The sequence below is a fragment of the Paenibacillus brevis genome, from assembly GCF_018919145.1.
GTDB lineage: Bacteria > Bacillota > Bacilli > Paenibacillales > Paenibacillaceae > Fontibacillus > Fontibacillus brevis.
The window spans coordinates 145,685-169,568 of sequence record NZ_JAHLQJ010000012.1 but is presented as its reverse complement, the minus strand read 5'-3'; the positions used below and the strand labels follow the sequence as shown (position 1 = coordinate 169,568).

The 23,884-nt window shown below is 50.2% G+C and carries 27 protein-coding genes; 23 read left to right on the top strand and 4 right to left on the bottom strand.

Annotated elements, in window-relative coordinates; genetic code table 11:
* From KQJ23_RS23790 to KQJ23_RS15055, 3 genes are all read left to right on the top strand, one after another.
* Window positions 1-123, top strand: a 123-nt coding sequence (locus KQJ23_RS23790) for a hypothetical protein (protein WP_249529801.1), incomplete at its 5' end; no start/stop codon positions are given.
* Window positions 124-410: 287 nt separating this feature from the next.
* Window positions 411-650, top strand: coding sequence for a NifU family protein (locus KQJ23_RS15060; RefSeq protein ID WP_216479684.1), 240 nt, complete (start codon window positions 411-413; stop codon window positions 648-650).
* Between the two features lie 83 nt (window positions 651-733).
* Entirely contained in the window at window positions 734-1,948 is a 1,215-nt protein-coding gene (locus tag KQJ23_RS15055) for a CynX/NimT family MFS transporter (RefSeq protein WP_216479683.1), read from the top strand.
* A 284-nt stretch (window positions 1,949-2,232) separates the two neighbouring features.
* On the opposite strand, the gene KQJ23_RS15050 is transcribed toward KQJ23_RS15055, so the two are convergent.
* Entirely contained in the window at window positions 2,233-2,490 is a 258-nt protein-coding gene (locus KQJ23_RS15050; protein ID WP_216479682.1) for a type B 50S ribosomal protein L31, read from the bottom strand.
* Between the two features lie 354 nt (window positions 2,491-2,844).
* Here KQJ23_RS15050 and KQJ23_RS15045 point away from each other — a divergent pair, with 354 nt between their 5' ends.
* The 7 genes from KQJ23_RS15045 to KQJ23_RS15015 all read left to right on the top strand — a co-directional run bounded on the left by KQJ23_RS15045 (window position 2,845) and on the right by KQJ23_RS15015 (window position 8,714).
* Window positions 2,845-3,342, top strand: a complete 498-nt coding sequence (locus KQJ23_RS15045) for a hypothetical protein (protein ID WP_346779405.1) — start codon at window positions 2,845-2,847, stop codon at window positions 3,340-3,342.
* Window positions 3,343-3,559: 217 nt separating this feature from the next.
* Window positions 3,560-4,303, top strand: a complete 744-nt coding sequence (locus tag KQJ23_RS15040) for a class I SAM-dependent methyltransferase (RefSeq protein WP_216479681.1) — start codon at window positions 3,560-3,562, stop codon at window positions 4,301-4,303.
* 5 nt (window positions 4,304-4,308) lie between these two features.
* Complete coding sequence (locus KQJ23_RS15035; protein ID WP_216479699.1) at window positions 4,309-5,382, top strand: FecCD family ABC transporter permease; 1,074 nt, start codon at window positions 4,309-4,311, stop codon at window positions 5,380-5,382.
* Entirely contained in the window at window positions 5,379-6,158 is a 780-nt protein-coding gene (locus KQJ23_RS15030) for an ABC transporter ATP-binding protein (RefSeq protein ID WP_216479680.1), read from the top strand. The genes KQJ23_RS15035 and KQJ23_RS15030 overlap by 4 nt, the downstream gene beginning before the upstream one ends.
* Before the next feature lie 15 nt (window positions 6,159-6,173).
* Window positions 6,174-7,247 (top strand): methyltransferase domain-containing protein, encoded by a 1,074-nt coding sequence (locus KQJ23_RS15025; RefSeq protein WP_216479679.1) that lies wholly within the window; start codon window positions 6,174-6,176, stop codon window positions 7,245-7,247.
* 33 nt (window positions 7,248-7,280) lie between these two features.
* Entirely contained in the window at window positions 7,281-8,306 is a 1,026-nt protein-coding gene (locus KQJ23_RS15020; RefSeq protein WP_216479678.1) for an ABC transporter substrate-binding protein, read from the top strand.
* 12 nt (window positions 8,307-8,318) lie between these two features.
* Window positions 8,319-8,714, top strand: coding sequence for a (2Fe-2S) ferredoxin domain-containing protein (locus tag KQJ23_RS15015; protein WP_216479677.1), 396 nt, complete (start codon window positions 8,319-8,321; stop codon window positions 8,712-8,714).
* Between the two features lie 197 nt (window positions 8,715-8,911).
* Here the strand turns inward: KQJ23_RS15015 and KQJ23_RS15010 are convergent, their stop codons facing one another.
* Window positions 8,912-9,910 carry a CobW family GTP-binding protein gene (locus tag KQJ23_RS15010; protein ID WP_216479676.1) on the bottom strand — a complete coding sequence of 333 codons (999 nt, stop codon included), beginning with the start codon at window positions 9,908-9,910 and terminating at the stop codon, window positions 8,912-8,914.
* Between the two features lie 602 nt (window positions 9,911-10,512).
* Here KQJ23_RS15010 and rsmD point away from each other — a divergent pair.
* On the top strand, window positions 10,513-11,106 hold the full coding sequence (gene rsmD, locus KQJ23_RS15005; RefSeq protein WP_216479675.1) for a 16S rRNA (guanine(966)-N(2))-methyltransferase RsmD: 594 nt from the start codon (window positions 10,513-10,515) through the stop codon (window positions 11,104-11,106).
* Complete coding sequence (gene coaD, locus KQJ23_RS15000) at window positions 11,103-11,615, top strand: pantetheine-phosphate adenylyltransferase (RefSeq protein ID WP_430522305.1); 513 nt, start codon at window positions 11,103-11,105, stop codon at window positions 11,613-11,615. Before rsmD ends, coaD begins: the two co-directional genes overlap by 4 nt.
* A 17-nt stretch (window positions 11,616-11,632) precedes the next feature.
* On the opposite strand, the gene KQJ23_RS14995 is transcribed toward coaD, so the two are convergent.
* Window positions 11,633-12,850 carry a nucleoside recognition domain-containing protein gene (locus KQJ23_RS14995; RefSeq protein WP_216479673.1) on the bottom strand — a complete coding sequence of 406 codons (1,218 nt, stop codon included), beginning with the start codon at window positions 12,848-12,850 and terminating at the stop codon, window positions 11,633-11,635.
* A 139-nt stretch (window positions 12,851-12,989) separates the two neighbouring features.
* On the opposite strand from KQJ23_RS14995, the gene KQJ23_RS14990 reads away from it, so the two are divergent.
* Entirely contained in the window at window positions 12,990-14,015 is a 1,026-nt protein-coding gene (locus KQJ23_RS14990; protein WP_216479672.1) for a SepM family pheromone-processing serine protease, read from the top strand.
* Window positions 14,016-14,065: 50 nt separating this feature from the next.
* On the opposite strand, the gene KQJ23_RS14985 is transcribed toward KQJ23_RS14990, so the two are convergent.
* Window positions 14,066-15,307, bottom strand: a complete 1,242-nt coding sequence (locus tag KQJ23_RS14985; RefSeq protein WP_216479671.1) for a nucleotidyltransferase — start codon at window positions 15,305-15,307, stop codon at window positions 14,066-14,068.
* Between the two features lie 316 nt (window positions 15,308-15,623).
* On the opposite strand from KQJ23_RS14985, the gene KQJ23_RS14980 reads away from it, so the two are divergent.
* The 10 genes from KQJ23_RS14980 to rnc all read left to right on the top strand — a co-directional run bounded on the left by KQJ23_RS14980 (window position 15,624) and on the right by rnc (window position 23,740).
* Window positions 15,624-16,139, top strand: a complete 516-nt coding sequence (locus tag KQJ23_RS14980) for a YceD family protein (RefSeq protein WP_216479670.1) — start codon at window positions 15,624-15,626, stop codon at window positions 16,137-16,139.
* Window positions 16,140-16,186: 47 nt separating this feature from the next.
* Window positions 16,187-16,360 (top strand): 50S ribosomal protein L32, encoded by a 174-nt coding sequence (gene rpmF, locus KQJ23_RS14975; RefSeq protein WP_018750828.1) that lies wholly within the window; start codon window positions 16,187-16,189, stop codon window positions 16,358-16,360.
* Window positions 16,361-16,992: 632 nt separating this feature from the next.
* On the top strand, window positions 16,993-17,562 hold the full coding sequence (gene fapR, locus KQJ23_RS14970; RefSeq protein ID WP_216479698.1) for a transcription factor FapR: 570 nt from the start codon (window positions 16,993-16,995) through the stop codon (window positions 17,560-17,562).
* Between the two features lie 15 nt (window positions 17,563-17,577).
* Complete coding sequence (gene plsX / locus KQJ23_RS14965) at window positions 17,578-18,576, top strand: phosphate acyltransferase PlsX (RefSeq protein ID WP_216479669.1); 999 nt, start codon at window positions 17,578-17,580, stop codon at window positions 18,574-18,576.
* A complete protein-coding gene (locus KQJ23_RS14960) occupies window positions 18,573-19,562 on the top strand; it encodes a beta-ketoacyl-ACP synthase III (RefSeq protein WP_216479668.1) in 990 nt (329 codons plus the stop codon). Before plsX ends, KQJ23_RS14960 begins: the two co-directional genes overlap by 4 nt.
* A 39-nt stretch (window positions 19,563-19,601) precedes the next feature.
* The gene (fabD, locus tag KQJ23_RS14955) at window positions 19,602-20,543 is read left to right on the top strand and encodes an ACP S-malonyltransferase (protein WP_216479667.1); all 942 of its coding nucleotides are present in this window, start codon (window positions 19,602-19,604) and stop codon (window positions 20,541-20,543) included.
* Window positions 20,544-20,614: 71 nt separating this feature from the next.
* Complete coding sequence (gene fabG / locus KQJ23_RS14950; protein WP_216479666.1) at window positions 20,615-21,364, top strand: 3-oxoacyl-[acyl-carrier-protein] reductase; 750 nt, start codon at window positions 20,615-20,617, stop codon at window positions 21,362-21,364.
* Window positions 21,365-21,434: 70 nt separating this feature from the next.
* Complete coding sequence (locus KQJ23_RS14945) at window positions 21,435-21,668, top strand: acyl carrier protein (RefSeq protein WP_044478311.1); 234 nt, start codon at window positions 21,435-21,437, stop codon at window positions 21,666-21,668.
* A 119-nt stretch (window positions 21,669-21,787) separates the two neighbouring features.
* Window positions 21,788-23,026: a beta-ketoacyl-ACP synthase II gene (gene fabF / locus KQJ23_RS14940; RefSeq protein ID WP_216479665.1), complete on the top strand. Its 1,239-nt coding sequence runs from the start codon at window positions 21,788-21,790 to the stop codon at window positions 23,024-23,026.
* A 12-nt stretch (window positions 23,027-23,038) separates the two neighbouring features.
* Window positions 23,039-23,740 (top strand): ribonuclease III, encoded by a 702-nt coding sequence (gene rnc / locus KQJ23_RS14935; RefSeq protein ID WP_216479664.1) that lies wholly within the window; start codon window positions 23,039-23,041, stop codon window positions 23,738-23,740.
* The last annotated feature ends 144 nt before the right edge of the window (window positions 23,741-23,884 follow it).

Below are 23,884 nucleotides of genomic sequence, written 5' to 3'. Positions count from 1 at the left end.
GCGGAAGCAACACAGATGATCGTCATGGGCTTCATCGAGCCGTTCACGAAAGAGCTGCCAATGGAGTATGCCGTTGAAATGAATCGACTGATTAAATTCGAAATGGAAGGTAGCATCGGTTGATTCATTAGATGTACGGGGTGTTCTTAAATGAAAAAAAAGGAATCGGGCATCTCTGAGCTAACTCAAATAGCCCGAGAAAAGCGGAAGATTCAAATCCTTCTCAATACACTATTAGCATTAAGCGCAAGTACGGGGGTGATGATACCCATAGATTCAGTGTATTCACTTCTAAAGGAACTTTCGGATCAAGAGACTACTCTTAGACAAAAAGCAAAGAACGATTTACTCTATCCAGATTAAAAATCGCTTGTTGACTTTTAGAAAAAATGACGAGAGGAGTTGTCAAAATGGAAGAGAATCAAATACTGTTTGATGAAGTATCGGAAGTGCTTTTTAAACTACGTCCTTTCTTATTGCGTGACGGTGGAGACGCTGAGCTGATCGAGGTTGCTGGCGGTATAGCCAAATTGAGATTTCTGGGAGCTTGCAATGGTTGCCCGAGTGCTACGATTACGTTAAAGGCTGCTATTGAGCGTGCAGTTCTTGATGAAATCGAGAGCATTAAGGAAGTTATACAAGTGTTCTAGAAGAGTGTAGTCGGAAAGGAGCCCGTCGGGGGCTCTTTTTCAGTAACTATACCATAAAAGAGAATAATTCTTTGGAGGAGAAAATGGAGAATCAAATCAAGAAGGTTCAGGAAAAACAGGTTGCTACCTCATGCCTGATTGTTCTGGGCATCATTATCATTGCAGCTAATTTACGTGCGCCTTTAACATCAGTTGGTCCATTAGCAAGTCTCATTCGAGATGATACTCATATTTCGAATACATTAGCAGGTCTAATTACGACTGTGCCACTTCTTGCTTTTGCTTTATTATCACCGTTTGTACCCAAATTAGGACGTAAGTACGGGATAGAAATTATCATTTTATTATCCCTCATTATTTTGACCGTTGGTATTACCTTACGTTCCTTATTTGGCGCGGCTAGTCTTTATATCGGAACAGCTATTCTAGGGTTTGCAATCGCAGTCTGTAATGTATTATTGCCAAGTTTAATTAAACGGGATTTTCCAAATCGAATTGGTTCGATGACTGGTATATATTCGATTTCAATGAATCTATGCGGAGCGATCGCTTCTGGCATAAGTATTCCGCTAGCGGTTGGGGCAGGCCTAAAATGGCAAGGGGCTCTGGGACTTTGGGGCATTCTAAGCATTTTATCCATCTTCCTTTGGTTACCACAACTAAAAAATCGAACGAAACAAGCTTCTGTTTCAAGTAATAGTCATGTGATCAATAAAAACGTAAATGTATGGCGTTCTCCACTAGCTTGGCAAGTAACCTTGTTTATGGGGATACAATCCATGATATTTTATGTGCTAATTGCATGGTTGCCTGAAATCCTGAACCATCAAGGAAACGATTCAAGTCATTCAGGCTGGTATCTCTCAATTATGCAATTAGCTCTGCTGCCATTTACTTTTATTGTTCCGGTTATCGCCGGACGTATGTCTAGTCAACGTTCGTTAGTAGTTATCGCAACAATTCTGCTATTGATTGGAACACTCGGATTAATTTATGGAAGTCCTAGTATAATTCTTTTGTGGATTATAATCCTCGGAATTGGTGGAGGCTTTGCTTTTGGATTATCAATGATGTTCTTCGGCCTGCGTACCGAAGATGCCCATCAAGCGGCGGAATTGTCTGGTATGGCACAATCTATCGGATATCTCCTAGCTGCCGTTGGCCCCGCACTGATTGGATTTCTTCATGATGCAACAAATAGTTGGACCCTGCCGCTTTTCATATTAGTAGGCGCTTCTGTATTACTGTTTATTTTTGGAATAGGTGCTGCAAGAAGCCGATTTGTGGGTTCAGCCTAAAATAATACAAAGCATAAATAGTTAATTTTTGATGCGACTATTGAAATTGCACAAAATAAAGTAATTTATGTCACTTTGGTAAATGTCAATAATGTATATACAACAATGGCTTAACACGGTCTAACCTGGTTGATTCGGTAGGATGCTTTCACCAAACCCAGAACCGGATGGAAGAGGGCCAGGACAAAAAAGCTCACTCAGATATTAGAAAGTCCTAATTCCTGGGTGAGCATTCATGTAATCATGGCGCTTTATTAAATCGTTTGCGATACATATCGGTAAGATCAGCCCTCTTGATTTTTAGAAGCAAGCCGCTGTTTGAATCTTTCGACTCTTCCGCCAACATCATGAAATTTTTGTTTTCCTGTAAAAAAAGGATGGGAGGCAGAACTGATATCAACCCTAATTACTGGATAAACCTCTCCGTCTTCCCATTCCATCATTTCATTAGAGGAGCGAGTCGAACCCGACAAAAATTTGTAGCCTGACGAGGCGTCATAGAATATAACCTTATTGTATTTTGGATGAATATCTTTTCTCATTGTTTAATCTCCTTCCAGAATATATAAGTTACCGACTTTAAAATCGTAAAAATTACGATACAATTCAATTGTAAATGATAAAAATTACGATTGTCAAGGAAGGATATCTGACCTAGAAAATTTGCTGCAATAGCTGAGAAAATGCCGAAGAAAGGGGTGCGTCCTGAAGCCAGGCAGATTTCACTCTTGACCAAGTTTTTTAATCGGCGAAGGATTATTCCAGGGCATCTATTCTTTAAGAGTCGGAGGGAGTTTATGTGACATATCCTAGCGCGAAAAGCGGAGAGGGAAAGGTAATCAGCACTCATTCTGAAGACCAGTGGCGGCGGAGGGTTACGGAACTGGCAAGCTGGCTTGGAAGTCCCAAGCGACTTCGATGTTGCCAAGCAAACGTTATGGCTTGGCAACATCGAAGTCGATGCGGAGATATTTGCGGCCCTTGCCTGTCTCAAACGAATGCATATCCAAACGGAGTTCTCTTGTGCGGGTGTCAGTCCTTTGGACGAAGCGGAAGATCACTCTCTCTATGCTTATATCACCATGTTCAGGTCCGAGAAAGCAGACCGATTCGTTCAATTTGCAATGCATCAGATGAGACATCGCTTGCTTGTAACCTTTGAGCCGTCACGAAATCGGTATGATCTTTCTTCTTTTTTTATTGGGCATAATCGTTCCTTTTGTTTGCTTATGCAGCGGTGTTCTGAGCTGTTTGGGCGGGCAGAGCTAGGCCGAAAGCCCGATGCCGCGGCGTCACCCAGCCCACAATACGGTGCTGGAGTAGGGATACCGGATCCTATGAAAGCTACAAGAGGCGGAAAGAGAACTGGAGGTCATAGACGAATCGACGAATGACGACGAGTAGATTGAAGTGCGGTGCCGTTAAAGCGCCGCATTTTTCTGTTCCATTCGTATTGAAAGCTCCCCAGTAAAATTTCTTCGCAAATAATGGGTACTAAGATTTGCTTGATAATCGTAAAAATTACAATTATAATAACGGATATATTTTAATAGTAATTTTTACGATTAAAATAAAAATGTGTAAATGGAATTGGTGGAGAGGAGCGGATCGATGAAATGGTATGAGAAAAGCTTTGGTGAGGATTATTTGCTTATTTATAAGCACCGGAATCAACAGGAAGCGAATTACTTCGTCAAAATGATCATGGGATGGCTGAAACTACCCCTGGGTAGCCAGATTCTCGATCTTTGCTGCGGAGCAGGAAGATATGCATTGGCGCTGGCCGATGCCGGTTACCATGTCACGGGCGTAGATCTTTCTCCGGTACTGCTGCGAAAGGCGAAGGAAGCTGACTTGGATAGACATGTACGCTGGGTAGAAGGGGACATGCGCGCTTTGCCTGAAGACGGCACGTTTACAGAATGCTTCGACGCGGTTGTTAATCTGTTTACTTCCTTCGGTTATTTCGAGACGGATGACGAGCAGTTCAATGTCCTGATGCAAATCAGGAGGGGACTGAAGCCAGGAGGGCGTTTTGTCATAGATGTAATAAACGCAAAATATATCCAAGATACTTTCGTTCCTTTTTCGCAGCGGAAAGAAAATGACATGCTTATCTCGGAGCGCCGATGGGTTCAAAATAGCTTTGTAAACAAGGAAATTGTTATCGAGAAAGCGGGGAGCCATCCGCGCACATACACGGAACGTGTCAAGCTCTATTCGCTGGAAGTTTTGGGAGCTATGCTTCAGGATGCGGGGCTCGTGCTGGACAAGGTGTATGGTGGCTATGGTGGAGAATCATACGATGAGCGGTGTTCTCCGCGAATGATTTTGCTAGGGGAACGGACTCAATGAATAATATGACGCAACTTGATGCTCTCAATAACAGGCTTCGTTTTACCGGTATTATAATCGTGCTGTCAGCTTTACTATTGGCGTCGGTGACAATTGCAGTGATGCTGGGCCCGGTAGCCATCGCTCCGGCAACAGTCTGGAAAATCGTGTTCTCACATTTGCCGGGCTTCTCCGAAAGAATAGAAGAAATCTGGAGTCCGGCACAAGGCCATATCGTGTGGGATATTCGTTTTCCCAGAGTGCTTCTCGGTGTTGTCGTTGGAGCGGGGTTATCCGTTGCTGGCGTCGCCGCACAGGCTCTCATGCGCAATTCGCTGGCTGAACCGTACATCCTTGGCGTTTCATCTGGGGCATCCGTAGGAGCCACGCTGGTGATTCTGTTCGGAGCCTTTTCCTATTTAGGGCAATATGCACTGTCTCTCGCGGCCTTTGGCGGATCGCTGGTTACCATGGGACTGGTATTTCTGCTGGCCCGCGTAAGAGGACAGATTTCTACAACCAGGCTGCTGTTGGCCGGTATCGCGATCTCTATGATGATGTCGGCAGCTACTAACTTTATCGTCACGATGGCGCCCAGGGAGGAAGGCATCCGGACGGCTATGTACTGGATGATGGGGAGCCTTGCGGGAGCAAAGTGGGCCTATCTGTCGCTCCCGACGCTGGTCGTGATTGGGGGAACCGCACTTTTGTCCTTTTCTTATCGATCATTGAATTCGCTGTTGATGGGGGATGATACGGCCGTCACCTTGGGGGTGAACATTCAGCGTTTCCGCATCATCCTGATACTGACCCTTGCTCTTTTGACGGGGACTCTTGTTGCCATCAGCGGCGCTATCGGATTTGTGGGGCTGATGGTTCCGCATATTGTCAGGCTGCTGGTCGGTTCAGATCATCGCAGGGTGCTGCCGGTTAGCCTGTTCATGGGAGCCATCTTTATTGTGTGGGCAGATGTCCTCGCCAGACTCGTCCTGGCCCCGGAGGAATTGCCGATCGGCATCGTAACTGCATTATGCGGCGGTCCATTTTTTATCTGGCTGCTGCGCCGCAGTTCGTATTCTTTCGGAGGTGGGCGAGAATGAACGTTAAAGTAGAGGAGCTTTCTTTCAGCATACATGAGAAAAAATTGATCGAGGCTATTTCCCTAGAGCTTCGAGATGGCGAGTTTGTCGGTCTGATCGGTCCAAACGGCAGCGGGAAGTCGACATTGCTCAAAAATATGTATCGTGTATTAAAGCCCGAGCAGGGTGAGATATTCCTGAATGGGCAAGATTTATTTCGTTTGACGCAAAAAGAGACAGCACGGCAAATAGCGGTCGTCAGTCAGGAATCGAATCCCGCTTTTGACTTTACAGTCATGGATATCGTTATGATGGGACGGGCTCCCCATAAGCGCATGCTGGAAACAGATTCTGCCCGGGATTATGAAATTGCTAGCCTGGCCTTAAGGCGGGTAGGCATGGGGCATGCTGCGGCCAGTAGTTTCTCCACTCTGTCAGGGGGCGAAAAGCAACGTGTGTTGATTGCCCGTGCGTTGGCCCAGGAGGCCGAGTTTTTAATTTTGGACGAACCTACCAACCATTTAGATATACGTTACCAGCTACAAATGATGGAACTGGTCAAGACATTGAAGTTGACCTCGTTCGCTGCGCTTCATGATTTAAATATCGCTGCTTGTTACTGCGACCGTATTTATATGTTGGAGAAGGGCCGGATTATAGCGTCGGGGAGTCCAGACGAGGTGTTGAGACCAAAGCTGCTGGAGAGGGTATATGGGGTGAAAACGCAAATTTTTCGCCATCCAACCACAGGAAAGCCCTCGATTGTCTACTTGCCGGAGACAGTAGCGAGCGTATGAGAAGGAGGGGGATTCATGAGCTTTACCCGTTGCAGTTATTGCGGTTATATGTATGACGAATGGAACGGGGACTCCAGGAATGGTGTGCCGGCGGGGATCTCCATGACAGCGTTGGCGGGAACAGTGTGCTCACGCTGTGGTATTCAGGGCTTACGGCATGAACGGCAGCCGGGTCCAAAATACGAGGAAGCGGAAGCACAATATTATGACCAGTTTGCCGGGAAGGCAGGCATCTCTTTTTATCGTAGCTGGCTGGACAAGTCGCCGCAACCGGCTAGAGTATTGGAACTCGGCGTCGGTACGGGCCGTCTGGCCGCTGAGCTTGCCGTCCTTACTGAGCGGTACGTGGGGATGGATTGGAGCCCGCAGATGCTCAAGATAGCTGAAACGAAGCGAAAGAGAATTTTTAAAAACGAAGCAGAACAGCGATTGAGATTAGTAGAGCAGAATGCGCTGGATTTTCATGCTCAAGAGACTTTTACTCATGTGCTGTGTCCCGATGGCTTCCTGCAGCACTTCACACTGATGGAGGAGCATATAGCCTTGCTAAGTACCCTGTATGATTACCTGGATCATGGAGGCTGGATTGCAGTGGATGTGCATCTGCCGCCAGGCGGCGCCGGTTGGAAGACACGTCAACGGAAGCAGTTACAGCTGAATAAGTGGGTCTCCCAAATCGTTGAAGGTGAAACTTCTTTGTCCAGGCAGCTTTTTCGCTGCACGATCGATTACGAGACTTACCTTGAGGGTACGATGTCCTCTCGCTACCGTATCGAACGTGAATTTGCGCTATTTACCCCTAAGGAAATCGCGCTGCTGCTGGCCTCGACAGGGTTTGAGGTAACTCGTGCCGTTTGGAATTTCGGTTTGTCGGAGCCCTGGTCAACAGCACTTCCTTCCGGAATAAAGCAGACGGCTGCGAGTCTCGGGGCGACGGAAGCGATAGAGGAGGCGTTAGCGGCAGGAAAGTCCATACAGCTGTACCGCCAGGATATTTGGGGAAATGGCGGGTACCCGTTTGCTGGTGCGATGACTGCAGAGTCGTCCGGCGCTCCTGCCACGGTGACGCTGATTGCCCAAAAACAATAAATTACAAATACAAGTTATGCGAGGGAGATATTTATGAAAAAAGCATTGATCACTTGGAAGTTTACCCTGACAGCCATTTTGCTAACGGTTATTCTGTCCGCGTGCGCGGGCAACGGCAGCTCTTCAGTTTCCTCTTCACCGCAGGAGAGTCCGCCGATATCGAAGTCGGAAGCCGGAGAAGCATCTGCAGAATCTGTAGAAATCGAGAATATGGGGGAAACCCTGAGATTTTCTGAAGCGCCCAAAAGGGCTGTGACGCTTAATCAGCATGCGACCGAGGTGATGCTGGCGCTTGGACTGGAAGCATCGATGGCGGGGACTGCTTATCTGGATGACAGCATCCTGCCTGAATATAAAGAAAAATATGAGAGTATTCCGGTTTTATCGGATAAATACCCGTCGAAGGAGATCTTTCTGGCTGCTTCTCCTGATTTTGCCTATGCGGGCTGGCAAAGCGCGTTTACAGAGGAAACGCTGGGTTCACGTGCGGAACTGGCCGATCAGGGTGTAGGTACTTATATTCAGGAATCTTCCAACAAGCCGAAGCCGACGCTTGAGGACGTGTATCAGGATATTTTGAATATCGGAAAAATTTTCCGTGTGGAAGAACGTGCCGAAGCACTCGTAGACGGGATTCGTAGCGATCTGGAAAATATTCAGACGCAGATTGGTCCAGTAGATCAGCCGCTTAAAATTTTCGTTTATGACAGTGGCGAAGAGAAGGCGTTTACGGCGGCCAATACGTATTTGACCAGCCTGATCAACCAAGTAGGCGGGAAAAATATTTTCGACGACATCGATAAGGGGTGGGCGGAAGTAAGCTGGGAAGAGGTCGTAAACCGGGACCCGGATGTGATCGTCATCGTCGACTATGGGGATGAGACAAAGGAGCAGAAAAAAGAACGATTGATGGGTATGGCTTCGCTGGCTGACGTGAAGGCGATCCAAAATGAGCGGTTCGTTGTCTTACCTCTCTCAGCCGCCGCCGAAGGCATTCGCGCACCAATCGCTTTACAAACGCTTGCCGCAGGTTTGTATCCGGATAAAGTAAATCCGTAACAGGAGGATGTCATGACAACATGGAATTTGCAAGAGACGTTTTGCCACTTCCTCATTTGCAACGGTGGCAGTTGCATGAAGAGACAGGCCGAAGAAGTGACGGAGGCGATCAGGGACGAAATTATCTTACGCGGAGCGGACCGGCAAATTCATACAACACGTACGCGCTGTAATGGACGGTGCTCTGACGCCTGCGTTGTAATTGCTTACCCGGAAGGGATATGGTACAAAGATATCACCCCTGAGCTGGGTAGGGAACTTGTTCGCCGGCATGCCGCCAGAAGCCGACTGAAGGAGCGAATCGTTTATTCCTTCGAACAACGTTTCGTGGCTACGGGCATTTCGGTTGCCGGGCAAGACAAGCAAGGCCGCGGTCTTTCGTGGGGAGAAGGGGAATGTTCATCATGAATACTGTTCCGATTCTTGTTACCTTCGTCATGATGGAAGAATTTGCAGCCCAAAACTAAGCTGAAAAACGGAGGGGAAGAGCCTATTCCCAAAAGTGATTATTTAGGTGGAACTCGACTATTAAAGGGGGTGTCCTTCAGTCATCTACGATGACTTTCGGGATACCCCCTTCTTAATTTAGAATAAAAATTTCTCTCTTAGTCAGCTACGCAGGCGGCAAATTGCTTGTGAAACCAATTCTCATCCAGATTACGTCCGATGACAACGAATTCGCTAAAAGGCGTCTCATCCGGTTTCCAATCGCGATCCGGATAAGCGGCAAAGAGCATGTGAATGCCTTGGAAGACGACTCTTTTTTTAGAGCCTTTGATATTCAGAATGCCTTTATAACGGAATGTATCCACTCCATGTTCGACCAGCCATTCATTAATAAAACGCTCCACCTTCTTCAAATCGAGGGGACGAGACTCACGGAAGAAGACGGACGCAACTTCGTCATCGTGCTCATGGTGCTCCTCTTCCAAAAAATCAGGTTCAATCTCCAGCTTTTTATCCAAATCAAAGGCGCTGATGCCTAGAATTCGATCGATATCAATCTGGGATTGTTGTGTGCGGTAAATCTTCGCCGTCTGGTTCATCGCATGCAGGCGCTGCTCCAACTGGGCGAGTTCTTCTTCCTGGACAAGATCGGTCTTGTTTAGCAGCAGGACGTCCGCAAAGGCAACTTGTTCCTGGGCTTCGTGGCCTTCATCCAGGTGTTGTCCGGCATGCTTGGCGTCCACTACCGTTACGATCGCGTCCAGCTTATAGAAATCGGCCACTTCGTCATCGACGAAAAATGTTTGGGCTACCGGAGCAGGGTCGGCAAGGCCAGTGGTTTCGATCAGCACGCGGTCAAAATCGGCTTTGCGGCGAATTCCCTTTCCGAGCTTGGCATCCTTCAAATCGGCCAGAATACGGATGAGGTCACCTCGGACCGTACAACAAATACAGCCGTTGTTCATTTCAAAGATTTCTTCGTCCGCACCGACAACCAATTGGTTGTCAATGCCAACTTCTCCAAACTCGTTGACAATGACCGCGATTTTCTGGCCATGCTCCGCAGTTAATACATGATTTAGCAGGGTTGTCTTTCCCGCTCCCAGAAAACCGGTCAATACTGTAACGGGAATACGGGGATCTTGTAATATAGACATATTGTTCACTCCTTCGTTTGTGACCATAGTATTTGATCGTAATTATTACTATTAATTATAGGATCAAATAAAAGGACTGTCAAATTCTTCACATATAGAAGGAGTAGTAAAGTAGATTTTTAGAATGCGAACTGTCGAGGAAATGCTATTTAGGACAGCGGGACACTACAGAATCCACTATTATTCTCCCAAAGCGATCCCAATCGGCAGGTGACGTGAGACGATTACGTTGATTGAAAATCTGGTCCCCAATTGGTCCCAAACTTATCGAAAACGCCTGTGCTATATTATTTGCTATTACTCTGTACCATTCTTAAAGTCCCATTTAATGCAGTTTCTATAAACTGTAACAATAAAAAATCGGGACTCCCTTTCGAGAGTCCCATCATGGGAGAGGAGAAACCGGACGAAGAGCTTATGGGGAAACGTAAGTCTTCTCCGCGGTTGTCTACGACATTTGTGATGTCGATAGCTCCATTGTGTCCCTTCCAGCCAGGATTATACATGATGCGATGAAAAACTTGTGCAGATTGCATTTTTCAATCCTTATGTGATTGTGGTACGATATCGACAGGCATTTCAGCAAAGAAGGTGTGCAGACAATGAGAGTAATATCAGGCCAGGCCCGTGGGAGAACGTTGAAGTCGGTTCCCGGCATGGGAACAAGACCGACTACAGATAAAGTCAAGGAGGCTGTTTTCAGTATGATCGGGCCTTATTTTGACGGAGGACAGGCATTGGATCTGTTCGCTGGAAGCGGAGGCTTGGGAATTGAAGCGTTGAGCCGAGGGATGGACAAGGGTGTATTCGTTGATTTGGAATACAAGAGCATCGAAGTGATCCGTGCCAATTTAAAGGCAACCGGCTTTGAGCAGCAGGCCGAGGTATACAAGAATGATGCGGAGCGGGCGCTTAAGGCGCTTGCCAAGCGCGGTGCTTCGTTCGATCTTGTCTTTCTGGATCCGCCATACCGGTTGAAGCATGGAGACAAGCTGATGGATATGATGGACAGCCTGAATCTGTTGAATACCGGCGCAAAAATAGTGCTTGAATATGAATCTTCCTATACATATCCGGAAAGACCGGGTTCTTTTATCGAGCTGCGCAAAGCACTATATGGTGAAATTGCCGTCTCCATTTACAGCTTTGACAAAGAAGACACGGTCCGGCAAGATGCCGGGCAAGGAGGAGAATGATGGAACAACCTTTTCCAACACCGCGGGTTGCGGTGTATCCTGGGAGCTTTGATCCTGTGACGAAGGGCCATATGGATATTATCCAGCGAGCTTCCCGTCAGTTTGACAAGTTGATCGTGGCCGTACTGAATAATTTGAGCAAGAAGCCGTTATTCACGGTGGAGGAACGCAAGGAACTGCTAGCCGCCTCGACGAGTCATCTACCGAATGTGGAGATCGATAGCTTTCGTGATCTGCTGGTCAATTATATGGACTACAAGCAGGCACATGTCATTGTCCGCGGAATCCGTTCTGTAACCGATTTTGAATACGAGCTTCAGCTGGCTTCGACCAATCATAAGCTGAACAGCGAGGTCGAGACGATCTTCATGATGACCAACCCGAAGTATTCTTATCTTAGTTCCAGTGTGGTAAAAGAAATTGCCTGCTTCAACGGAGATGTGTCTGATCTTGTGCCGTCTGAGGTTGAGCAGGCATTAATAGCGAAATATCAGAAGCAGCAAGGCTAAGCCTGACATTCATGAAATCAGCGGACTTTGCGCCTGCGAAGCAAAAGAGCTATGCAGATGCTTCCTGCCAGTATGGCGGCCAGCAGTAACGATTGAAGCCGGAGCACATCGCCTATCTGCTCCCAGGTTGGCAGGAGTGTATAGCCAATGATGTCGGAATTAACGGAAGCCGTACTAATCCCTGAGGCTGCAGGCAGTGTACCGGGGAACCAGCGCATCACCGGCTTCCAGAGCAGCAAGGCAAGCAGACAGGCATAGGCCGCATGGATCATTCGGTAGAGAATAAAGCTCCGAATGCCGATTCCCGCGGGATAAAGAATCGAGCGAACCTGAAGCAACGCACAAAGCCCTCCCCAGCCCAGCAACGCGGAAATCCAGGCAGCAAGTAAGGATGGTGGAAGGGCCATTTTTGCTGCGGTATAGGTCCCTAAATGAAGCTCCAACAGGCCCGACAGAAGGGCTTGTGACAGGAAAGAGGGCCATGCGCGGGTCAAGACGTGAATGACGACGGCAAATATCAGTATGTAGCCGCCGATGTTCATTAACGTCTGAACGCTTTTACTTACGGCATCCCCCAGGAGCTTTCCGAAGCTGCGCCCATCTTCCTCTTGCGCCCGTCTCATTTCCGAGAAGACAAGATGCAGGATTCCTTTGTTTACGGAAGGCGTAGAGGAAGAACGAAATCTGCTGGAGCTGTCGGGAATGGTTCCGCCTCTCCTCAGAGTAACTGCTGTACCAAATCCTGCAAGCCAATGGATCCCTAGAAGCAGGAGGCCGAGAGCCGGTGAGCCGATGAAGCCCGTGCCGATGACAACGGTCAGCAGCATCGGGCTTCCGAAATGTGCTGCTGCGGCCATTCGTTCCGCTTCTTTAGAGGTTACTTTTCCTTGCTGATATAATGAAGCTGCAGTTGCCGCGGCTGCAGGGAATCCGGCGATCAATCCTAAGGGAATTACATAGCCCGCCAAGCCGGGCAACCCGAGGATTCGACGGGTGAACGGCTCCAGGAGCACACCAAGGCCTCGAACAAATCCGCTTGCCAGGACGATTTCGGTCAGCACGAGAAAAGGAAGCAAGGCAGGAAAGACGATGCGCCACCAGATAGCCAATCCTTGACCAGAGGCTTTGAAGGCTTCACTGGGGGCGTATACGATACAGATCACAAGAATGACGGCGGCCAGCCCGAACAGCAGCGTAGAGCTGAGACGACCGGCCGTTGAGGATTTGCTGGGCAAGGCATTCACCTTCCTTAGCTCTAGAAATGGGTCGACGGTAATCTGAAAAGTACAAGTTCTTAGCTATACCGAATATATGCTGAAGCTGGGGCAAGCATGACTCTTCAACAGCAAGCGTAGTAACAGAGGAGGACAGGAAATGCGCAGAACCCGATCGCCCGTAATCAAGGCGGGCTTATATGTAATTTCCCTAGCTATTCTGGTCTATGTGGTTGTATATATGCCCACACCTTATATGGTTAACCAGCCGGGCACGGCGGAGGAAGTGAAGCCGATGGTTAAGATCGCCGGAGGCGATACAGAGGAACATGGCACCTTTATGCTGACTACGGTATCCGTGAGCTATGCCAATTTGGCGCTGCTTGTATCGGCCCAATTCAAGTCTCATGCGGAGATTGTCCGCAAGGAAGCCGATAGAAATGACGAAGAGTATCAAACCCAGCAGAGATACTACATGAGCACTTCCCAATCCAGTGCGATTATGTCCGCATACCGGCAAGCCGGTATCGAATATGAGGTAGTTCCCGAATATGTATTCATTGTCGGATTTTCTGATGTGATTACACCGAAGGGCGACTTTCACCCGGGCGATATACTCAAGGAGATTAATGGCAGCCCGATTGGCAAGTTCGAGGATTTGTCCGGTCTTCTGAAGGGGATGGCTCCGGGCGATCAGGTAGAGCTTACGTATGATCGGGGCGGTAAAATAACTACCCAGAAGGTTGAACTGGTGAAGATCACCGAGGAAAATGGCAATATCAGGGCCGGCTTGGGCGTGACGGTGGGTGAGGTCCGGAAAATCGAGCCTAAGGATTCGGATAAAGAGGTTCAGTTCGCAGATACTCGAATCGGTGGTCCTTCCGCAGGTCTGATGTTTACGCTGGAGATCTATAATCAGTTGACCCCTGGCGATCTGAGTAAAGGCTACCGGATCGCCGGCACGGGAACGATGTCCGAGGATGGCACCGTCGGCCCAATCGGAGGCGTACAGTTTAAAATTGTTGCCTCGGATCGGCGGGATGCGGATATTTTTTTCGTCCCGGAGGGCAATTATAAAGAGGCAAAGGCCAAGGCCGACGAGATTAAAAGCGAGATGAAGCTCGTTCCGGTTAAATCGGTGCAGGATGCGCTGGATTATCTGGAAGGTTTGGAGCCAGCGGCATAAGGGTGCCTAGGGCCGAACAGCCGCCCCTCATGTCTCGCTGTCTCCAAAAATTAAAGACGGAAGCGAATTGGCGGCTGGCGGTATTCTCTCAGCAAACCTTCTGTAGTTCGAGGACTATAGCTGTTGGCATATGCGGCAGCCGCCTGTAGATCAAGCTCTAGTTGGCCTCCTGTCATTCCTGCGACTCTGGTCAGCACGGGCAGCCGAGCCGTTTTTTTCATTTTACGAAGCAGCTCGCGGCCTGAATCACTGAAACCCAACACGCGCAGGTATTCAGGTCCCGCAGACAGAGATGACTCCGTAAGCCTGCTCCGGTCATGCTGCAAAAGCATATGGGCAAGAGTGCGCTGAAGCTTGGTACGGGTATAGCGCTTTGTCTTGATCTGATCGAGCAACTGCTTAACGCTCGGTGAGGTTAGCTTGGGTAGAGCTTGCTTGATGCGGTATTCCAGTCCTTCGGTCATGTCATACAGACCGGAGAGCTGCTGGGGCGAAGCCAGCAGCAACTGGTGGAACAGCTGGGGCGCGAAGCTCTCCCAGCTGACCGGCCCGCGGCCCGCGGCGAATTCGCGGGCCAGGATTTGCGCCGTGCTCGGCGGCATGTAGGGCGCAGCGGCCGCGAGGCCGCCGCCCGACAGCAGCGAGCGCACGGCGGTAGCGCTGGCGATGTCCGCAGCCTGCGGCGCGGCATCGTGGTACCCCGCGGCATGGCGCTGCACCGTAAGCGGTGCTATGCCGCTCTGTAGCCGCCGCAGCGCGATCAGGTAGTGCAGCCCCAGGCTATTGTTGGGCTGCATCAACAGCTCGCGCGCTACGGCGGCAGGGAGGCCCGCGCCGGCGCAGGTGCGCGCGGCTGCGGCTGCGTAGGCGGCGGGATAGCTCGCCCCGGAGGCAAGCTCCTCGGCTACCGCCGCCTTCATGTCGGCGCTCTCGTCCGCCAGACGCTCTGCGAGCGGCTTCAGCGTCTCCAGCGCCCCCGCTTCGCTGCCGAAGCACAGATGCGTCACGACGCCGGTGGCGTCGAGCAGCGCGGCGGCGCCATAGGCGAACCATTCCGCCGGCTGCAGTGCATAGGCGACCGGCAGCTCCAGCACAAGATCGACGCCGAGCGCGAGCGCCATCTCTGCGCGGGCCCACTTGTCTACGATGGCCGGCTCGCCGCGCTGCAAGAAGTTGCCGCTCATGACGGCTACCGCGGCATCCGCCCCCGACAGCCGCTTTGCCTCGGCGAAGTGGTAGGCATGTCCGTTATGAAGCGGGTTATATTCTACGATTAGTCCAACGGTTTTCATGTATTCATCACCCTTTTAGAGGTAGTTCAAAAGTCAACTTTTGATCACGAAGTAATTCAAGAAGGTCATTCGACATCGAATCTTGCGTTCACCCTAGAAGTCCAAGCGGATGCTTACGAGGTATGCTTCCTTTGGAAGCATTTCGCTCATGTAGGTTTTGCCTACACTCTTAAATATAGAATATACCATAGGAATGGTTTTTGTCGGGAAATTACGGTTGAATATAGGTCAAATGGCAAACTAAACGCCTTACGGCTGTTGACAAAACTTGCTCGGAATCGGTATAATAATTTTTGTTTGTTTGGAGTGATATTTCATGATTTTGCAACTTCGACAATTGGCTTCATCCGATCGACCGGTGGATCTCCATCAGGAGCTGGATATAAGCCATGTGATCAAGGGACGCAAGGATATCGCCGGCGCGGGGCCGCTGAAGGCCGACCTGCGGGCTGTCTCTTCCGAGGGAGGAGTCGTCCGCGTAACCGGAAACCTTGCAGGCCAGCTGGACATGTTCTGTTCCAGATGCCTGAAGCCCGTGAGCCACAAAGTTGATATTCCATTTGAAGAGAGCTTCAAGCAAAGCGATCATTCGGACAGCGAACCGGAGGATGGAGAAGAAGAGGTTACCTATGTAGCGGAGGACCAGCTTAATCTGGTGCCGTATATCGAGGAGGCCCTGCTTCTGAACTTGCCTTACGCTGTGATCTGCAGTGATGATTGCAAAGGGCTTTGCCCAATTTGCGGAACCGATCGGAATGAGCGGGATTGCGGCTGCAATACGGAGAGAATTGATCCTCGTCTGGCCTCGCTCGGCGATTTTTTCAAAAAGTAAACAAAGCTTGAAGTGAACGGTTTGATCTGATTAAGGAGGTGGGAACCATGGCAGTACCTCAACGGAGAACGTCCAAAACGCGCCGCGACAAACGTCGTACGCATTTCAAATTGGCTGTGCCGGGCATGGTAAAATGTGAACAATGCGGAGAATTGAAGCTTGCTCACCACGTATGTAAAGTATGCGGAACATACAAATCTAGAGAAATTATCAACCAATAAGATAATCAATCTAGGAACCACGAATAGTATCTCATTCTTTTGAGATACTATTTTTTTTGCCATTTATGAGGTAGTTCAAAAAGTCATCTTTTGATCACGAAGTGTTTTAGGTGGTTGATTCGACATCGAATCTTGCGTTCACCCTAAAACTCCAAGCGAATGCTTACGAGGTATGCTTCCTTTGGAAGCATTTCGCTCATGTAGGGTCTGCCTACACTCCGTTCCTCCTTCTTCGGGTTCACGCAACCTTCTCGGTGCTAAAAAGCTGACGTTTTGAACATTCATTGAAAAGAGGTAGTTCAAAAAGTCATCTTTTGATCACGAAGTGTTTCAGGTGGTTGTTTCGACATCGAATCTTGCGTTCTCCCTAGAAGTCCGGTACTCATGTAGGTGCTGCCTACACTCCGTTCCTCCTTCTTCGGGTATGCAACCTTCTCGGTGCTAAACAGCTGGCGTTTTGAACTTGCACTTTATGATTCGCTGCGATTCGGGTGATGAATGGGGAAGAGTCTCTTTCTTTTTGGAGGAAGATGTTTTATACTTGGATTTAGTACCTGGTTCTAAATTAATGATATCTCAGAGTATCCTTAGATATAAACCTGGTTGTTCAGGGGGTGTTGTCCATCGAACGCGTGCCGAAGAAAGAACGCCAGCAGCAACTGGTGAAGCTGATCGAAGATAATCCGTTTATGACAGATCAGGAATTGACGCGTCATCTCAAGGTAAGCATACAGACCATTCGGCTTGACCGTCTGGAGCTTGGGATTCCCGAGCTCAGGGAGCGGATAAAGCTGATGGCTGAACGCTCATACGATCAGGTCAGATCGCTTCCGCTTCATGAAGTGATCGGGGAGGTCGTCGACCTGCAGCTGGATCGAAGCGGGATATCGATTTTTGAAATCCGCGAGGAGCATGTCTTCTCCCGGACTGGAATTGCCCGGGGCCATCATGTGTTTGCCCAAGCGAACTCGCTGGCCGTGGCTGTTATTAATGATGAGATCGCCCTTACTTTTTCTGCGGACATTCGCTTTATCCGTTCCGTGCATCTGGGGGAGAAGTGCATCGCCAAAGCTTATGTGCGTCAGACGCCGGAGCTGAAGGGAAAGGCCAAGGTTGAAGTGTTCACGTATGTGGGCGAAGAGATGGTGTTCCAAGGAAACTTTGTCATTTACCGGTCCACCGGGGATGACAACCAAGGGTAGAGGGAGGAAACTTGCATGCGGATCGCAATTGATGCGATGGGCGGAGATCACGCCCCGAAGAGCACGGTGGAGGGAGCGATTGCGGCGGCCAAGGAATGGAGCGATATTGAGCTTATTCTGGTAGGCCGGAAGGCAGAGCTGGAGCCTTTGTTGAAGGAAGCTCCGGCAAACATTACGCTTCATCATGCCGAAGAGGTTATCGAGGCTGAGGATGAACCGACAAGAGCGGTTAAACGCAAAAAGGACGCTTCGATGGTCGTTGCCGGGAGATTGGTTCATGAAGGCCTGGCAGATGCGATGATTTCGGCAGGTAATACGGGGGCGCTCATGACAACAGGACTGTTCGTGGTAGGCCGGATGGAGGGCATCAAGCGTCCCGCGCTGGCTCCGATGATTCCTACGCTGGATGGGCGGGGTGTGCTGGCGCTCGATCTGGGAGCGAATATGGATTCCAAGCCTGAATATCTTGCCCAATTTGCTGTGATGGGCAGCATTTATCGCCGCAAGGTGCATGGACTGGATAATCCCCGCGTAGGTCTTCTGAATGTCGGAACAGAGCCGGGCAAGGGGAATGAGCTTACAAAGGCGGCCTATCCGCTTCTGGAAGCACTGCCGATTAACTTCGTAGGCAATGTGGAGGCGCGCGATGTGCTGACAGGTGCTTGTGATGTACTGGTGTGTGACGGCTTTGCCGGTAATATTTTGCTGAAATCGCTGGAAGGAACGGCTGGCGCGCTCTTCTCTTTGCTCAAGCAGGAGTTCACTAAATCGCTCAAGAACAAGCTCGCGGCCGCAGTACTAATGCCTTCTATGCGAGGATTGAAGCAAATGATGGATTATAAGGCGCATGGCGGTGCACCCCTGCTTGGACTTGGGGGTCTTGTGCTCAAGGCTCATGGTTCATCTGACGGGGAAGCCTTCATGAATGCGGTTAGACAAGCGCGTGAAGCGGTTAAAGCGAAGCTCAATGACAGTATAGCGGAAGAAATCAGCAGAGAGCAGGTGGAACAATGAATACAATTCGGCCAATCGGCATTGTCGGGTATGGTAAATATGTGCCTGAACGAATTTTGACAAATGCAGATATGGAGAAAATAGTAGAGACAAACGACGAATGGATCGTGTCGCGTACAGGGATCCGTGAGCGCCACATCGCGGCCCCGGAGCAGGCCACATCAGACCTGGCTTACGAGGCGGCTGTTCAGGCGCTGAAATCGGCGGGGATGACGGCTGAGGATCTGGAGTTGATTATCGTAGCCACGATAACTCCGGATACCTTCTTCCCTTCCACCGCTTGTATTTTGCAAGATAAGCTGGGAGCGAAGAAGGCGGCGGCATTTGATTTGTCCGCGGCCTGCTCCGGATTCGTCTATGGGATGGCTACTGCCAATGGCATGCTGCAGACGGGAATGTACAATAACGCGCTCGTCATTGGAGCAGACACGTTGTCCCGGATTACGGATTATACGGACCGCAACACCTGCGTGCTCTTCGGAGACGGCGCTGGCGCTGTCGTACTGGGCGAGGTTTCGGAAGGCAGAGGCTTCCTTTCCTTTGATCTCGGAGCGGAAGGTTCGGGCGGAAGCCTGCTCAAGCTGGAGGCCGGCGGCTCTCGTCTGCCGGCGTCGGAAGAGACCATTCAGGATAAGAAGCATTTTATTTACATGAACGGACGCGAGGTGTTCAAGTTTGCGGTCCGTGTAATGGGGACGGCAACCGAAGAGGTTCTGCGCAAGGCCGGAAAGGGCAAAGAGGATATCGATCTGTTCGTTCCGCATCAGGCGAATATCCGGATTATTCAATCCGCTATGCAGCGTCTCGATTTGCCTGAGGAGAAATGCGTGATCAATGTTGATAAGTACGCGAACACCTCGGCAGCGTCGATTCCGCTTGCGCTGGTAGAAGCGGCGGAAGAAGGACGGATGAAAGAGGGAGACACGATTCTGCTCGTAGGCTTTGGCGGCGGGCTGACTTGGGGAGCTTCCGTGCTTGTGTGGTAAATGACATGAATCTGAGTGTAGCAAGGAGTTGCTAAAGGAATGGGGAAAATCGCATTTGTATTTCCGGGGCAAGGCTCCCAAACGGTCGGAATGGGGAAGGATCTTTACGATCAGCTTCCGGATGCCCGGTCCAGATTTGAAGAAGCGAACGAAGCCTTGGGCTTTTCGCTGACAGACCTTGTATTTGAAGGCCCAGAATCCGAATTGAAGCAGACGGCCAATACACAGCCTGCGCTGCTGACCACAAGCTATGCATTGTATGAAGCTTTCGCAGTGAAAGGAATCAAGCCTGATTACATGGCCGGGCATAGTCTTGGGGAATACAGTGCCTTGGCGGCTTCTGGCGTGCTTTCTTTTGAGGATGCGGTCAAGATTGTCCGGGCCCGCGGCCAGTTCATGGAGCAGGCTGTGCCTGGAGGACAAGGCGCAATGGCAGCTGTGTTGGGTGCAGAACGTGAAGCTCTGGCTGCACTGTGCGGTGAGATATCAGGCAGCGGCGCTGTTGCTGAGCTGGCTAACATCAATTGTCCGGGACAAATCGTCGTATCCGGTGCAAAAGAGGGAATTGAGCAGGTGGCGGCCAGAGTCAAAGAGACCGGTGCCAAACGGGCGATTCCGCTGGAGGTTAGCGGACCGTTCCATTCATCACTGATGAAGCCGGCATCCGAACGGCTGGAGGCTAAGCTGTCTGAGGTCACTTTTCATGACGGGGCTACCCCGGTGGTTGCCAATGTAACGGCCCGGCCGGTGCTAGAGGCTTCCGAAATTTCTTCCCTGCTTGTCCGTCAAGTCTACAGCCCGGTATTGTGGGAGGACAGTGTAGCCTGGTTAATCGAGCAAGGCGTGGATACTTTTATAGAGATTGGACCAGGCAGCGTGCTGACCGGCTTGATCAAGAAGATCGACAAATCGGTCCGGCTGTTTAACGTCAGCAGCTTGGAAAGCCTGGAGCAGACGGTTGCGGAACTGGCAACTGTGTAAGTTGAACTGAAGAAGCTACGTGGAAAAGGTATAAGTGTGAGTGAATTCCAGGAAAGGAGATGAACAAGAAGATGGCAAAATTGCTTGAGGGACAAACGGCCCTTGTAACGGGGGCTTCCCGCGGCATCGGCAGAAGCATCGCGCTGGCACTGGCGGAAGCGGGGGCTAATGTAGCGGTGAATTTCGCCGGGAACGAGGCTGCTGCCGCTCAGGTTGTATCCGAAATCGAGGCGCTGGGCGTCAATGCCTATGCAGTTCAAGGACATGTCGGTAGCAGCGAACAGTTTGAAGCGATGGTCAAGGGCGTGCAAGAGGCCTGGGGCCGGATCGACATTCTGGTGAATAACGCCGGCATAACAAGAGACAATCTGATTATGCGGATGAAAGAGGAAGAGTTCGATCAAGTGATCGAGACGAACCTGAAAGGGGTCTTCAACGGCATCAAGGCTGTTACCCGCCCTATGATGAAGCAACGCAGCGGGCGGATCATCAACATTTCTTCGGTTGTGGGTGTTCTAGGGAATGCCGGGCAGGCGAACTATGTTGCTGCAAAGGCCGGTGTCATCGGTCTGACTAAGTCTTCAGCCCGTGAACTGGCTTCCCGCGGAATTACGGTCAATTGTATCGCTCCCGGCTTTATTGAGACCGATATGACGGACCAGCTTCCGGCAGAAATCAAGGAAGGCATGCTGGGAAGCATCCCGCTTGCGCGTCTTGGCAAGACTGAAGAAGTTGCCAAGGTGGTCGTATTCCTGGCTTCTGATGCGGCATCCTATATGACCGGTCAGACGCTGCACGTAGACGGCGGAATGTACATGTGACTTGCTTCCAGGGGTCTATGGCATTTTAGAATTAATTCTCGTATAATACCAAAGAGGAGGTGAACCGGAAATGTCCGATGTATTGGATCGCGTAAAACGCATCGTAGTGGATCGCCTTGGAGCTGATGAGGCTGAAGTGACGCTTGAAGCTTCTTTTAAAGATGATTTGGGTGCTGACTCCCTCGATGTCGTGGAATTGGTCATGGAACTCGAAGACGAATTCGACCTGGAAATTTCAGACGAAGATGCAGAGAAGATTACGACCGTAGGTGAAGTTGTAAGCTACATACAATCTCATACCTAAAGTCATCTACAAAGTCCCGTACCTTCTTATCAAGCAGGCGGGACTTCTCCTCATCTTTGGAGATTGGCCGGTGTCAATTTGAACGATATTACACATGAAGTCTATAAGAGGTGAATGTGTTGAAGCATAGAGTAGTAGTAACGGGAATGGGTGCAGTAACAGCATTGGGGTATGAGCTGGACGCATTCTGGAATAATTTGATTCAAGGCAAATCCGGCGTGTCACTCGTTGAAGCCTTTGATGTCAGCGAGTATCCGACCCGGATTGCAGCTTCCGTAAAGGATTTCAATCCGGAAGATTATGTGGAACGTAAGGAAGCCAGAAAGATGGACCGTTTCGTTCAGTTTGCGGTAGCGGCTGCGACCAATGCGATTAAAGACAGCGGCCTTCAAATTGGCGAAGATGCTGATCCCGACCGGGTAGGCGTGATGATCGGATCGGGAATCGGCGGACTTGGCACTTGGGAGGATCAGCACGATGTTCTGGTGCAAAAGGGACCGAAACGGGTCAGCCCGTTCTTTATTCCGATGATGATCGCGAACATGGCTTCCGGCCATGTATCGATCCTGTTTGGGGCCAAGGGGCCGAACAGTACGGCGGTGACTGCGTGCGCGACCGGAACTCACTCCATCGGTGACTCGTACAAGCTGATTCAACGCGGCGATGCCGATGTAATGATTTGCGGAGGCGCGGAAGCAACGATCCGTCCGATGGGAATGGCCGGCTTCTGCTCGATGCGGGCTATGTCTACCCGCAATGACGAGCCTGAGAAGGCGAGTCGTCCGTTTGACAGCGAGCGTGACGGATTTGTCATGGGCGAGGGCTCGGGCATTATGATTCTGGAATCGCTTGAGCATGCGCAGAAGCGCGGAGCAAAGATTTACGGCGAAGTGATCGGATACGGTCTCAGCGCAGACGCCCATCACATGACAGAACCTGACCCGAACGGTCCGGAACGCTGTATGAAGATGGCGATACGCGATGCCGGCATCGATCCGGCTGAAGTGGACTATATTAATGCGCACGGAACCTCGACACCGGTCGGTGACCGGTCAGAGACCATTGCAATCAAGAATGCGTTTGGCGACCATGCTTACAAACTTGCTGTTAGCTCGACCAAGTCGATGACGGGTCATCTGCTCGGTGCGGCTGGTGGTGTGGAGGCTGTAATCTGTGCCTTGATACTGAATAACGGAAAAATTCCGCCAACGATTAACCTGGAGCATCCTGATCCTGAATGCGATCTGGATTATGTGCCGAATGTTGCTCGGGAAGCTGATGTGAAGGTGGCCATGTCCAATTCCTTCGGTTTTGGCGGACACAATGCAACACTTATTTTGAAGAAATTCGAAGCATAAGGGGACAGTCTGTTGAGTGAGGATTTGAAGCAACTACAACAAAAACTTCAACTGGCATTCCGGAACAAGCAATTGCTTAAGCAAGCATTTACCCATGCTTCCTATGTCAACGAACATCGGTTCAGTCAACAGGAGGATAATGAACGGTTGGAATTTCTCGGAGATGCGGTGCTTGAATTAACGGTATCCGAGCATCTGTACCAGATCTTTCCTGATCGTCCTGAAGGCGAATTGACGAAGCTGCGTGCAGCGATTGTCTGTGAGCCTTCTCTTGTCCGGTTTGCGGAGAGCCTGGAGTTCGGCAAATATGTGCTTCTTGGTAAAGGAGAGGAACTGACAGGCGGCAGAACGCGCCCGGCCTTGCTGGCCGATGTGTTCGAATCGTTCATCGGATCCCTGTACCTGGACCAGGGGCTGGAGGCAGTGACGAAGTTCCTGCACAGCTTTGTATTCACCCAGATCACCTTCGACGGCAAATTGCAGACGACCGATTACAAGACCGAGCTGCAGGAGCTGACCCAGCATCATAATATGGGGGCGTTGGAGTACCGCATCATTGAAGAGCGGGGACCGGCGCACGAACGGGAATTTGTCTCTGAGGTGTTCATGGAAGGTGAAGGGCTTGGCCGCGGAAGTGGCCGTTCCAAGAAAGAAGCGGAGCAGCAGGCTGCTGCTGTTGCGCTGGAACGGTTGAAGCAGAGCCAATTGGAATAGTCTTATAGGGTAGATAAGCATAGGGCTGGCCGGCATCGTTACGGTCAGCCCTTTTTTATGGGGAGAAGGACAGTTTCATTACAATGGCTTGTGACTTCTGTGCCTGTCCGACGAGCCTTCCAATATGATACAATAGGGGCTAGA